The sequence below is a fragment of the Flagellimonas marina genome, from assembly GCF_042651185.1.
In the GTDB taxonomy this organism is placed as follows: Bacteria; Bacteroidota; Bacteroidia; order Flavobacteriales; family Flavobacteriaceae; genus Flagellimonas; species Flagellimonas marina.
Genome location: NZ_JBHSCL010000004.1, coordinates 1,624,419 through 1,638,611, shown reverse-complemented (window position 1 = coordinate 1,638,611; position 14,193 = coordinate 1,624,419). Strand labels below are relative to the sequence as shown.

General features: G+C 41.1%; 5 protein-coding genes. 2 read left to right on the top strand and 3 right to left on the bottom strand.

What is annotated here, in order from left to right; all coding sequences use genetic code 11:
- The first annotated feature begins 1 nt into the window (after nucleotide 1).
- A complete protein-coding gene (locus ACFOWS_RS10855; RefSeq protein WP_379764377.1) occupies nucleotides 2-1,573 on the top strand; it encodes a glycoside hydrolase family 43 protein in 1,572 nt (523 codons plus the stop codon).
- A 462-nt stretch (nucleotides 1,574-2,035) separates the two neighbouring features.
- Complete coding sequence (locus tag ACFOWS_RS10850) at nucleotides 2,036-6,178, top strand: two-component regulator propeller domain-containing protein (protein WP_379764375.1); 4,143 nt, start codon at nucleotides 2,036-2,038, stop codon at nucleotides 6,176-6,178.
- A 17-nt stretch (nucleotides 6,179-6,195) separates the two neighbouring features.
- Here the strand turns inward: ACFOWS_RS10850 and ACFOWS_RS10845 are convergent, their stop codons facing one another.
- The 3 genes from ACFOWS_RS10845 to ACFOWS_RS10835 all read right to left on the bottom strand — a co-directional run bounded on the left by ACFOWS_RS10845 (nucleotide 6,196) and on the right by ACFOWS_RS10835 (nucleotide 14,115).
- A complete protein-coding gene (locus ACFOWS_RS10845; RefSeq protein WP_379764373.1) occupies nucleotides 6,196-9,522 on the bottom strand; it encodes a VCBS repeat-containing protein in 3,327 nt (1,108 codons plus the stop codon).
- A 101-nt stretch (nucleotides 9,523-9,623) separates the two neighbouring features.
- The gene (locus ACFOWS_RS10840; protein ID WP_379764371.1) at nucleotides 9,624-11,093 is read right to left on the bottom strand and encodes a RagB/SusD family nutrient uptake outer membrane protein; all 1,470 of its coding nucleotides are present in this window, start codon (nucleotides 11,091-11,093) and stop codon (nucleotides 9,624-9,626) included.
- A gap of 10 nt (nucleotides 11,094-11,103) precedes the next feature.
- Nucleotides 11,104-14,115, bottom strand: coding sequence for a SusC/RagA family TonB-linked outer membrane protein (locus ACFOWS_RS10835; protein WP_379764369.1), 3,012 nt, complete (start codon nucleotides 14,113-14,115; stop codon nucleotides 11,104-11,106).
- Nucleotides 14,116-14,193 lie beyond the last annotated feature (78 nt).

Below are 14,193 nucleotides of genomic sequence, written 5' to 3'. Positions count from 1 at the left end.
TATGGAATCTTCAATAATATTAAGGAAAACGGTATTTGCCTCTATTTTTTTTACGTTGCTTTTTGGGAATGCTCAGGATAAAAGGGCACAAAACCCCATCATTTTTGCAGATGTACCCGATATGTCCATGATACGAGTGGGGGACACGTATTACATGAGTAGTACCACCATGCACATGAGTCCTGGGGTTCCCATCATGAAGTCCACAGACCTGTCCAATTGGAAATTGGTCAATTATGCATATGATATCTTGGCGGACATGGATGCCCTTAATCTGGAAAATGATGAAAGTGCCTATGGAAGAGGGTCTTGGGCCAGTTGTATCCGCTATCACAAGGGTGTTTTTTATGTATTCACTTTTGCGGCAACAACAGGAAAAACCTATGTGTATTCCACTAAAGATATTGAAAATGGACCTTGGGATGTAAATTCTTTTGAGCCTTCGTGCCATGATCTTACCGTTCATTTTGATGATGATGGTAAAGTGTACATGATTTGGGGCAACGGAAAACTGATGATAGCCGAGTTAAAGAATGATTTATCAGGAGTAAAGGTAGGTACAGAACGGGTGCTTATTGAAAATGCCAGTACCCCTGCGGGTGACAACATTATGCTGGGTGCGGAAGGCTCCCAATTATTTAAGGTCAATGGAAAATATTACCTATTTAACATCACTTGGCCCCGAAATGGTATGCGAACGGTTTTGATTCACCGTGCCGATTCTATTTATGGACCGTATGAAGGAAAAGTCGCTTTACAAGATCGGGGAATTGCACAAGGTGGATTGATTGACACCCCTGAGGGCGATTGGTTCACCTATCTTTTCAGGGATTATGGCTCTGTTGGGAGGATTCCCTATTTGGCACCTGTCACTTGGGAAGATGGATGGCCTGTTCTAGGCGTGAATGGTAGGGTTCCAGATACTTTGGATTTACCTGCAAGTTCAGGGTTGATACCAAATATAGTGGACAGTGATGAATTCAATAGGCAGGAGGGGGATTCTGCCCTTCCGTTGGTGTGGCAATGGAATCATAATCCGGCGGACAGTCTATGGTCTTTAACGGATAGAAACGGATATTTAAGACTGACTACAGGACGAACTGATGAAAAATTTGTCCAAGCGAGAAATACATTGACCCAACGAACCTTCGGTCCGATCTGCTCTGGTACAACGGCCTTGGATGTTTCAAATATGAAGGAGGGAGATTTTGCTGGCTTGGTCCTTCTTCAAAAAAATTACGGGCAAATAGGCGTGAAATATGAAAACGGAGAAAAGAAATTGGTCATGGTGAGCGCCCAGAACGACCAGCCGGAGGAAATGGAAAGCCTTCCTTTACAGCAAGATGTCGTCTATCTAAAAGCGACCTGCAATTTCACCGATTTAGAGGATGTGGCTGACTTCTATTATAGTTTTAATGGTAAAAATTGGATGAAGATAGGAGGCCAACTCAAAATGTCCTATACCTTACCCCATTTTATGGGATATCGGTTTGGACTTTTCAATTATGCCAGCACGGAAGTTGGAGGATTTGTAGATTTCGACTATTTTAGAATTGCTAATAAAATTGATTAACTTTAAAAAGCGTTAACTAAAAACAAACTCAAATGAAATTTTATTCAAAAAAACTGGCTTTTTTACTATTGTGCTTCGGCACGGGTATGACCTAAATACCCAGCCAATTCAAGATTTAGACCTCGAGCTTTTAGTATATATTCTGGGAAAGTGATGACCTTACAATATTGTTGGGTATAAAACATGTCCAGGCATTAGAAACAACGTTAAGTTTTTGGTGAATTTATACTTTAAACCATTACGGTTTTGGTAAAACATTAATGAGCCTTATGCAACGCGATTGCAAAACTCAAGACATTTTATAACTGTGGGAATAAGACTAAAAGCTGTTTTAAGAGAACCTGTTTTGATACCCTCAAAAATTTTCAAATAATTATTTGAAGCCATTCGAAACAATTTTTTTTCCAGATTTTATCTGTAAATTTTATTGTGATTTAAACCTATTTTCAAAATCGTTTTTCATTGAACCGAAAAATAACAACTAAACTCTTTAAGATTGCGTTTGCAATTGTGTTCCTGAAAAGTGTTGTGGTAAATGCACAGATTTCGGAGAATGAATACAATTTTGTGAACATAGATCAAAAAGGTTCACAACGTGCTGTCTCAACCATTGTGCAAGATAGTCTGGGCCTTATATGGATGGGAACCAACGGGGTTGGTCTTCAAAAATACAATGGTTTTGACTTCGTCTATTATAAGCAGGATTTTACGGATTGTACTTCTCTGAACAGCTCATTGATTTACAAATCATTTGTTGATAAACGCAATCGATTGTGGATAGGTACCGAAGCGGGCTTAAATCTGTATGACCGTGACAATGATGCTTTTAAGCAAGTAAAGTTCTATAAAGATTCGGTCCCCTTAGAAAGTGTTCCCATCTGGGCCATCCAAGAGTGTAGTACAGGTAAACTTATTGTGGGGTCGCACTATAACGGACTTTTTTCGGTAGACCCGGAAACCTTGGTCGGGCACAATATTCCTATGGATGATACCGATATTACGTCCCTACAGATAAACAGCATCATAAAAAACAGGGATAAGGAATTATTGATAGGCACCAATAGAGGACTTTTTTCTTTCGAGGATGGGAAAGTAGCTAAGGTCACCTTAGATTTTGAGAATCGGGAGGATAAGGGCAATGCTCCATTTTATATTGTCTCAATGATTAAAGATGATGAAGGCTCCATATGGATGGGAACCTTTCAGAATGGGTTGCTAAAGGTTGAAATGAGCCCATTTAATTCCTTCAAAACATACAACTACAAGATAAGTAGTGAACGTATCTTGTCCATAGCACAAGCACCAGATGGAAACATATTGTGCGGTACCGAAAATGATGGTCTTTTTGCATTAAATAGGCAAGGAAAGTTGGTAAAGCATTATCGGTACAACAAGTTTGATGTCATTAGCATAAAGTCCAACTCAATATGGTCCATTTTTGTGGATAAACAAGACCGTATTTGGATTGGCTACTACAACAATGGAGTAGGGGTTTACGACAAACTTTACGATAAGTTTAAGGATATACGAAGCCTCGCCAATGTGAATAATTCGTTGCAATCACCTTCAGTGAGTGCCATTGCCGGGGACAAGCACGGGCGAATGTGGATTGGACTGGATGGCGGAGGACTGGATGTCCTTGACCCCAGAACCGGAAATATTGTTCACCTAACCCATCCCAGAAATTCCATTGGGCCCCATTTAAGTGCCGAAGACGTTACCGCACTTTTTATTGACAGTGGCAACAACGTATGGGTAGGTACATGGAATTCGGGGATTTTTCATTTACCGAACGGAGCACAAACTTTTAAAAATTATACAGCGTCAAATACCAGAGGAGCACTACAATCTGACCGGGTGATGAGTTTTGCTGAAGACCCAGAAGGAACCATTTGGATAGGTTCCTATGTGGAAGGGCTTCACTCCTATGATTCAGAAAGTAAAAAATTCACATATCACAACAAGAGAATTTTTAATGATCCCAGACCGGGTGAAGGGGCTATGCGTATTGTACTCATCGATAGAAACAACACTATTTGGATGGGAACCACTGCAGGTTTGTATAAAATTGCCATCAATGACGTAGCAAGCCAAAAGGCCATTTCGCTGAGAGAGCCGATGTATAAAAGTTTGGGCAATCCACTTGTTGTAGATGCCGTGGTATCTTTGTTTGAAGACACCCGAGGAAACATTTGGATCGGAACCGATGGTGCTGGCCTTTGTAAGTATGATCCAACAGATGAAAGTTTTACGTGGTATGGTGCCAATGAGGGCATAAAGCAAGAGACCATTTCCTCAATTTTGGAGGATGATAATGGTGATTTATGGATTGGTGGAAACAATGGGTTGTCCCATTTTGATGTTGACGAGCAAACATTCAAGAATTTTGACACCAACGATGGTCTTTTGGCCAATGATTTTAATTTTAATTCAGCATTCAAGGACCAAAACGGAATGCTCTATTTTGGCAGTTATGGCGGTATTAATTACATCGACCCAGACCATATCAGGACCAATACCAATAAACCAGAAATTTATTTTACAGACTTTCGCCTTTTTAACAAGCGGGTAGGACCAAATGAAGAGGAATCACCTTTGGACAAGGTAATTGCCCAAACGGATGCCATTACTTTAAAACACAAGCAATCCGTGCTTACCATAGAGTATGCCGCCATTAATTTTACAAGACCCAAGAAAAACCAGTATGCGTATATTTTAGAAGGTTTTGACGATACATGGAACTATGTGGGCCAAACCCGAAGCGCTACCTATACCAATCTATCACCAGGCAACTATACATTTAAAGTAAAAGCGGCCAATAATGATGGCGTATGGAATGAAACACCAAAAACCCTTCAGATTACTATCCTGCGTCCGTGGTGGGCCACCAACACGGCCTTGGCGTTATATATTTTGGCAATACTTTTGATTTCTCATTTTTTGGCGAAATTCATTTCACAGCGTATTCGTGAAAAAAGAGCGGTTATAGCAGAAAGGGAGCGAAGAGTTCAAGAAGAAGCACTAAATGACAAAAAGATTCAATTTTTTACCAATATCTCCCATGAGTTTAGAACACCGCTAACATTGATTTTAAACCCTCTGGAAGACATTCTTGACGATTCAAAACAAAAGCTGTCCAGAATTACGCATGAAAAATTACGTGTAATCCATAAAAATACCTCAAGACTAAAACGCCTTATTGATGAATTGATGGATTTTAGAAAGTTGGAAATCAATAAATTTTCTGTTCGGATTTCAGAAATGGAGGCCATATCATTTGTAACGGAAGTTACAGAACATTTTGAAGAAGAGGCGGCTCTTCGGAATATCATTTTAATGGTTGAATCGGATGATGAGCCCATTCCTTTTTGGACTGACCCCTCTCTTTTGGAAAAGGTAATTTTTAACATTCTTTCCAATGCATTTAAGATTACACCGGATAATGGCTTTATTACCATAGGTATTTTTCGGTGTGGACAGGAAATGAGTTTTCCATTGTTGGCCTGCCAAGAGAGCAAGCAGGCTTTGGAGATATATATTGAGGATACCGGCCATGGCATCAAAAAGGAAGAACTCGAAAAAATCTTTGAACGGTTCTATCAGGTCAAAGAAATGAACAGCCAATACTATGGTGGTACAGGTATTGGACTTGAAATGGTGAAAAGCTTTGTTGACTTGTTGAAAGGAAAGGTGGTTGTGGAAAGTGAAGAAGGTGTGGGTACCAAATTCAGGATTTTTCTCCCCTTGGGCAAAGAATGTTTTGAAAACAACGAGTTAATGGTTTTACCGGAAATCGAGAAAAGTCTAGCCTCCCAGCCCATGCCCGAAGAGTGTACGCAAATCTCTTATTTGTCTGCCTCCAATCGTACATTGCTTATTGTTGAGGACAATGCGGAGCTTAGGGCTTACCTAAAGAATGAGCTGGAAAGTGAATACACGGTTTTTGAAGCCGTAAATGGGGTGCAGGGTCTAGAGATTGCACTAAAGCGACTACCTGATTTGATTCTTACCGATGTTGTAATGTCCGAAATGGATGGATTTGAATTCTGTAGTCGCATAAGACAGGATATTAAGACCAGTCATATTCCAGTGTTGATGCTGACAGCTAAGGCCATGACGGATGACTGGGTAAAGGGAATTGATAGCGGCGCCGATGTCTATTTGCAAAAGCCTTTTGAAATGAAGGTGCTTCGAGCGCAACTGAGACAAATTATCCAGAGTAGACAGGTTTTGTTCAACAAATACCTCAGTAATTCCGATAACTTTAAAATTCCGGACAATACTTCTTCGCTGGACAAGAATTTTATGACCCAAGTGCTACACTATATCACAAAGAATATTGCTGACGAAAACCTTAATGTTGAATCCCTTGCGGAAGAGCTGCACTTGAGCCGAAGCCAGCTGTATCGGAAAATTAAGGCCATGACAGGGCTTACGGTTACGGAATTTTTACGAAAGATACGCTTGGAGCATGCCAAACGATTCATTGAGAATGGTACTGAATCCATCAGCGAAGTCTGCTACAAGGTTGGTTTTTCGTCACCATCTTACTTTACCAAATGCTTTAAGGCGCAATTTGGGGTATTGCCCACAGAACTAAAGTAGGATGATTGTTTCTGGAGCTAATTTATACGTTGGTACTGCATGGCATCGTCATTCTTGGCAACGAGAATATGCTTTTTATCTTTCACTTGGATTGTAGCCATGTTTTTAACATCGCCATTGACAAAGAATCCGCTTTCAGCAGCTTTTACGGGCTCAAAACCTCCTTTTCCGTTGCCTTTAAGCAATAGACCGTGCCCTGCATCATTTCGTGGTGTTTCTACCTCAGAAGCATAAAGGTTTCCTGCAATCAGGCAATCCAAAGCACCATCTTTATCATAATCATTGACCAAAATCTCATTGATACTGGAAAGTTGGGCTTCCCGCGGAAGTTGATGAATCACAAATTTTCCATTCTTGTTCTCCAAATAAATACTTGCAAACGATTTAACCTGATAGTGTAGTGACGATTCCAATTTTTCTTCCCCGTACACATCTACCAAGGTGGCTTCGGAAAAACTTTCATAGTTTTCAAATTTCTTTTTGATACCGGGAATCTGTTGCGATGAACACTCCCTGCCGCGCAAAGGGTACTGTTTTCCTTCATTATAATAACTAAGGACAATATCTACATTTTGATCACGGTCAAAGTCATTGACAAAAATATCAAAGGTCTCTTCTGGAGAAGCTTTGTATTTATAATTTAAACCGTTGTTACCCACAACGTAATCCATATCACCATCATTGTCAAAATCGCCCTGTTCAATACTCCACCACCAGCCTGTGGTGTCAATGTTCAATCCCATTTCCTCAGAAACCTCCACAAAACCTGAACCTGTGTTCTTAAAGACTCGAATGGGCATCCATTCCCCAACCACAATAATGTCCAACCAGTCATCATTGTTAAAGTCGGTCAGCACGGCACTGGTTGCCATGCCCAATGCCTCAAAGGCTTCGGGTTGCATATCTTGGTTCAACTGAAACTCAATACTATTTGAAATACTGTGGTTCATCAAAATGTAACTATGGGCAGGGGAAGGGTAGTTCCCGGGTACTTGTCTACCCAGTACCAATAAATCTTGTTTTCCGTCTTTGTTAAAGTCTCCGTTGTATGCTCGGGACCCACTTATGTTGATTGTCGGAATAATATTGGAAGCCGCTTTTGCGAAGTTTCCAGTTCCGTCATTGATGTAAAGTCGGTCTGCCAATTGGGCAGCGTCTGGGGTAAACTCATATCCGCCACTGACCACATAGAGATCGTTGTCACCGTCACCATCCGCATCAAAAAATAGAGCGCCATTGTCCTCACTGTTTTTATCCTGCTCCAAAAATTGGGAGTTACCTGCTTCAAAACCGTTGGATGACTGGATAAACAGATGGCCTGATTTACCTTTGGAGCCACCTACGAAATAATCGTCTAAGCCATCCCCGTTCACATCACCAACGGCCAACGCAGGACCAAAAGAAGACATTTTATGGGGTAGCAGTACTTGTTTGGCAAAATCATCGTTCACATTTTCTTCGTGTGTATACTCAGGAAAAAAACCGGTGATATCCTCTTGGAACAACTGCGGAGTGATTCCCGGTTCTTCTTTGGATGTAATCGCTTCTGAATAATTAAACACTAATTTTTGATTGGCATCCACCTCGCTCAATTGTTGCGTTTTTCCATCGGGCCAGACCACTTTTAGTTGGTCAATTTTTTCTACGGAACCCAATCCAAAGTGCAGTTCGGGTGCTACTGAAGACTGAAATCCCCGTGTAAGGGTAAGTTCCTGCATCTGGGTACGATCTTGTGCAGTAACGTATACCCGTGTTCCAAGACCAAAACCATTTCCTTGTTGACCTGAAAAGGCTACTTTTATATAGGCATTTTTCTCTGCGCTTGTGTTTTCAAAAATGGATGCAAAATCGTCCAAGTTATTTGTGATGATTTCCAAATCGCCATCATTGTCCAAGTCGGCATAGGCACATCCGTTGGAGAATCCTTTATATTCGATTCCCCACTTTTCGTTTGAACGTTCAAACTTTAAGTCTCCTTTATTTTGGAAAATAAAATTGTCGATTTTCTCGGAAGGAATTTGCAGACTCAACTGAAGTAGGCTGTCCGCCTTGTTGTCCATTTCCTCCAGTTTGTTGAAATAATCATTATTGTTGATTTCACGTCGGGTTCCGTTGGATACAAAAAGATCTTTTAAGCCATCGTTGTCAAAATCTGCAAACAGAGGTCCCCAACTCCAGTCTGTGGAAGATGTTCCCGTGATTCTGGAAACATTGGAAAAATGAGGAACCCCATCTTCATAAAATCCAGAATTCAGTTGTAAGCAGTTGTGCATATATTGGTAATGAAACCCAGCATTGACCACGTCCCAAAACAGTTTCGGATTCATACTTGCCATATTGGCCTTTTTTCGTCGATTGGTCTTGGCATCCATATCTACCTGAAAAATATCCAGATTGCCATCATCATTAAAATCAGCTATATCAACCCCCATGCCATAGAATGCTGTATGGGAAGTGGCTTCTTTGACCACTTCCCTAAATGTACCATCTTGGTTATTGAGGTACATATAGTCTGGTGAGTTAAAGTCGTTGGAAACATAAAGATCCGGCCAAGAGTCATTATTTAGGTCCCCGACCGTGGCACTCAAAGAGAGGCCAAAAGCCCTGAGTCCGGCTTCGTTGCTGACATTGGTGAAAATATCCCCATCATTTCGGTAGAGATGGTCAGATTCAATGTCCTCTAAATTGTTCATTCTGTACGAGTACACAAAGGTGGGCGAACTGAACGGAGTGGGAGGGTAGTTGGCCACGTACAAATCCAAGTCCCCGTCTTTGTCATAATCGAAGAAGGTAGCCTGAACACTGTTGCCAGGGTCATCCAAACCGTATTCAGCAGCCTTTTCAGTAAATGTGCCGTCCCCATTGTTGAGGAACAATTGATTGTTTTTTGGTGCAAACTTGCCACTTACGGAGCAGTAGATGTCCAAAAAGCCATCTCCATTGATATCGGCCATGGCAACACCGGTATACCATCGGTCATCACCGGCAACACCAGCGGTTTGTGTGATATCCTCAAATTGAAGGTTTCCTTTGTTCAAGTACAGTTTATTTGAAACTTGGTTCCCTGTAAAATAAATGTCTGTAAGGCCATCATTGTTGATGTCGCCGGTGGCCACACCACCACCCATATAGAGATAGGAGTAGGTAAAATAGTTGAGTGAGTCATTTTCGGTGAGATGATTTGCGAAATCTATCCCTGTATCGGTATGGGTAAGCGCTGAAAAAATCTTTGGTTCTTGGGTAGAGGATGAGGAATCTTTTTCAGCACAATGGTAAAACACGGACAGGGCCAAAAGGCTACACAGTATTGAAAATAAACGCTTAAAAACTTTTCTACTATACATTATGAATAAAACTCAAATTTACAGAGATAAAAACAGCGTGTAAAAGTATACACGCTGTTTCACTAAAATTAATTCAAAAAAACTAACTCAAAATTAAAATCTTAATATCCAGGGTTTTGATCAGCATCTGTCAATGCAGAATTATTGTTGATTTCCGCTTGAGGTATTGGCAGTAGTTCATGTTTACCGGCTTGGAAGTTGCTTCCAGCCAACTCTGTATCGGCAATGCCCCAGCGCAAAATGTCGTTGAAGCGAACCTGCTCGCCTGCCAATTCGCACTTGCGTTCATGTACAATGGCATCAAAAACCTCCGATGAAGACAAGGTGGTGGCTAATGGCGGTAATCCGGTGCTTGGTCGTGTTCTTACTTCATTGATATAGCCAACTGCCCTTGCAGGGTCATTTTCATATACGCACTCAGCCATCATCAATAGTACATCAGCATAGCGTAAATATTTAAAGTTGATACCCGATTGTTGGTCTTCTGAAGCTTCGGCATGATAGTTTTGGTATTTCTTCCAACCTGCTCTCCGAATGGTACCGCTGGCATCAGCCAAATCGCTTTCTTGAATGGTTCCGCAGCAATAATCATCACCTGCTTGGTAAAAATTATCTTGGATTCTACCATCGCCAACCTCATACTCATCCAAAAGATCATCAGAAATATGGACGTTGAACCAATTTAAAACACCATATTCTTGGCCTCTAAAACCAGCTTCTGCCACACCCGTGGAAGGTATGCCCCATGGAGACCCGCCTATTTCATCGTCATAGACTACTTCGAATATGGACTCTTTTCCAAATTCGTTCTCCTCTGTAAAGTTGTCAAAATAGTTTTCTTCCAACTCAAAGACACCGTATATTTTCTCGAACTCGGCTAACGCAGCGGCTTTATTATTCCTGAACAAGTATACTTTACCCAAGAATGCTATAGCCGCTTCCCGAGTGGCTCTACCTGTATCTTCAACGTCTCTGGAACGCAAAGAAGTGGTGGCATCTGTTAAATCTTGTATTATAATATTGTAGATGTCATCTACTGATGCCCTAGGCTGTCCTTCGGCGCTCCCGCTATCATTTATGGGCACACCACCAAAACGTGTTACCAAAAAGAAATAATACATCGCCCTCATAAACTTGGCTTCTCCAATAAATTTGGCTTTCATGGCCCCAGAAAGTTCTGAATCGGCAATTTCATTTATTTTTTCTTCATTGTTAATGAGGAAGTTGCAGTTGGTTATGCCTCGATAGCATGCGTCCCAGTATAATGGAATGGATACGTGGTTTGGATTGAAGGAGAATTGGATATATTCTACTTTATCCGCTTCCAACTGCTGGTTACGACCATTCTCTTGGGACATATTGTCCATCATAAAAAACATATGACGGGAAAAAAGTCCCCTTTCCTGTAAGGAAGCGTACGTTGAATTTGCGGCAGACTCTACTTGGGCCGCAGTAGCAAAAAAGGTTTCTGGAGAAAGCTCATTGGGATTGTTTTTGAACAAAGCATCCTCATCACAAGAAACAACTAGTGCTATAATAAAGACTAAGCTTATTAAAATTTTATTTTTCATGACAATTTTTTTAAAACGTTACTTGTAATCCTAACAATACTGATTTAGGTTGTGGATATTTTCCTCGGTCAATACCGAACTCGGAGTTGTTATTGGTTGCGTTACCTACTTCAGGATCTAGACCTGTGTAATCGGTAAATGTCAATAGGTTTTGACCACTGATATATATCCGTAATCGAGAGAAATACTCTGAAAGTATGGAATTGTCTCCAAGGGTATACCCTATGGTTACATTTTTTAATCGAGTAAAATCACCACTTTCAAGATAGCGATCGGATGAAGCAGTATTAATACCGTTATTTCCGTCAAATGCACGAGGAATGGAATTGGATGGGTTTGTTGGTGTCCATCTGTCCAAAACTGCCACACCTGCATTGAACGTTCTTGGCATTCCCTCTAAATCATAAATATTGGTGTTATATATTTGATGTCCAGCAGCACCGTTTAAAAACAGGTTAAAGTCCCAGTTTTTATAATTCGCATCCAAGTTTAGTCCGTAAGTGATTTCTGGGTTGGGTTGACCTAATTGAACAATGTCATCATTATTGATAACGCCGTCTCCATTTTGATCTACAAAACGAATATCACCGGGTTGAATCGCAGTTTGCTCTGTGCCCAATACTGCTTCTACCTCAGCTTGGGTTTGGTAGATACCATCAGTTTGGTAGCCATAGAAGGCATAAATTGGAGCACCCGCCTCAAGACCATTGACTATAGATCCTTCAAATGTGGATGCCTGTGTAATACCCTCAGTTCCTTTATTCAACATTTCGGTTTTAGCTGTTGAGAAGTTAAGGTTGGCAGACCAGGTAAAATCACCCTCATAATCGTTATATCCCAAGCTAACCTCAAAACCTTTGACCTCGGCATCACCAATATTTGTTGGTACTGTAGAGGCCAAACTACCCAAAGAACCAGGTAATGGCAAATCAATCAATAAGTCATTACTCTTATTATTGTAGTACTCAATGGCGCCAGTGAATTTGTTATCGAACAGCCCTAAATCTAGACCAATGTTCAACATTTCCCTTTCTTCCCAAGCTACATTCGGGTTGGGAATTCCGGCTGGGGAAGTTCCCCCTACTTGATTTCCATTGATGACATAAATCCAATTGGGATTTAATGTGGTAGCAAATCTATAATTGGGAATACCGTCAAAACCAGTGGTACCCCAGCTTGCTCTCAATTTAAAGATATTCAAATTTGAATTTTCCATGAAGTTTTCACCGGCTATGTTCCAACCCGCAGAAACAGATGGAAAGGTACCCCACTTGGTATTGGGCCCAAATCTGGAGGAACCATCACGGCGGATAGACCCTGAAAGAAGGTACTTGTTGTCATAATTGTAGTTTAGACGAGCCAAGTAACCAATTTTGTCAACCTCGTCGGTATTGGATGTTGCAACAACTTGGTCTGGACCATGTTGGGTAATATCGTTGGTGACCGAATTTTGGGAAGACGTATTTACAGCATTAAAACGGGCCTCATTTTTTTCAATCAGGGCCAATACATCCAAATTGTGGACACCATCGATAGTTACGTTGTAATTAAGGCTGTTGGTATACAGAAATCTTCTAAAGGTCGAAGAGTTTTTTGTGATTGCAGCAAAGGTTTGCGCATGTGTAGATTGTCCGTTGCTATCATCATCATAGGATGGTGTGAACGAATCGAAATTGCTGTAGCTATACTCCAAACCAAACTGAGATCTAAATTTCAAGCCTTTTAATAGTTCATATTCCCCAAATAGACTTCCAAAAATCTCGGTGCCTTTGGTTCCACGGCTTCCATTCTGCTGTATTCTTACAGGGTTTTCAGCATCTTGGCCATCCAACGCAGATGTGGGACCTTGAAAGCCTCCAGGATTATCTGGATTATAAATTGGAAGGTAAGGTGCACTTTTTATGGCGTGCTCTATTAGCGACCTATTTGTGTTGTTTCCATTTACCTCTGGGGTAAAATCTGTAAAAGTTACAGCCAAGGTTTGACCAACTTTAAATTTATCAGTAACATTAAAGTTACTGTTTAAACGAACATTGTATCGGTTATATCCCGTTTCAATGATGGTACCTTCTTGTTTTAGCATACCCACAGATGCCCTGAAATTGCTGTTCTCATTACCTCCTGACATGCCTATATCATAATTTTGCAATATACCGGTCTGAAAAATGGCATCTTGCCAGTCGGTATCGTTGCCTGAAGAGCTCAATGGTGTAGTGGGAACCGTACCAAAAGCTTCCTCAATAAAATTCAAATACTGCTCCGTGTTTAACAGGTCAAAACGCTCTGTAACGTATTGAACACCGGTATAGGTGTTGAACGTAAACTCAGTTTTACCAGCTTTTCCTTGCTTTGTGGTTACAACGATAACACCGTTGGCTGCTTGTGAACCATAAGCTGCAGCGGTTGCAGCATCTTTTAGCACGTTGATACTTTCAATATCGTTGGGGTTAATAGCCCCTAGTCCACTTGAGATGACACCATCAATTACCACCAAAGGACTACCACCGTTGGGTGAACCAACACCCCTGATACGAACAACAGGGGCCACACCTGGTGAGCCACTATTGGTAACGGTTACACCTGCGGCCCTACCTTGTAAGGCTTGATCCGCTGTTGCTACGGGTAAGGCGGTAATTTCGTCAGCGCCAACGGTTGATATGGCTCCAGTTACCTCTGATCTTGATTGAGAACCGTAGGCTACCACCACGACTTCATCAAGAGCCTGTAAATCTTCGGCCAAGCTTACATTGATGGAGGTTCTGCCATTAACCTGAATTTGTTGGCTCAGGTAACCAATGTAACTAATTACCAATGTGGCACTGGAGGATACATCAGTTAAGGTATAGTTTCCATCAAAGTCTGTTTGGGTTCCATTGGTAGTTCCAGATACCACTATTGTTGCACCTGGAAGAGGAGCCCCAGTTTCATCGGTAACAGTTCCCGATACGGTCAATGATTGCGAATACGCCAAAGGCCCAATCATTATTAATAGGGTTATGACCGCATGTTTCAGTTTAATCATAATCTTCAAGTTTAAGTTAGTCATTGGATTATAAAGATTGTAGAGCAAAGATATCTTGGGTGTTCTGTGGACACTAAA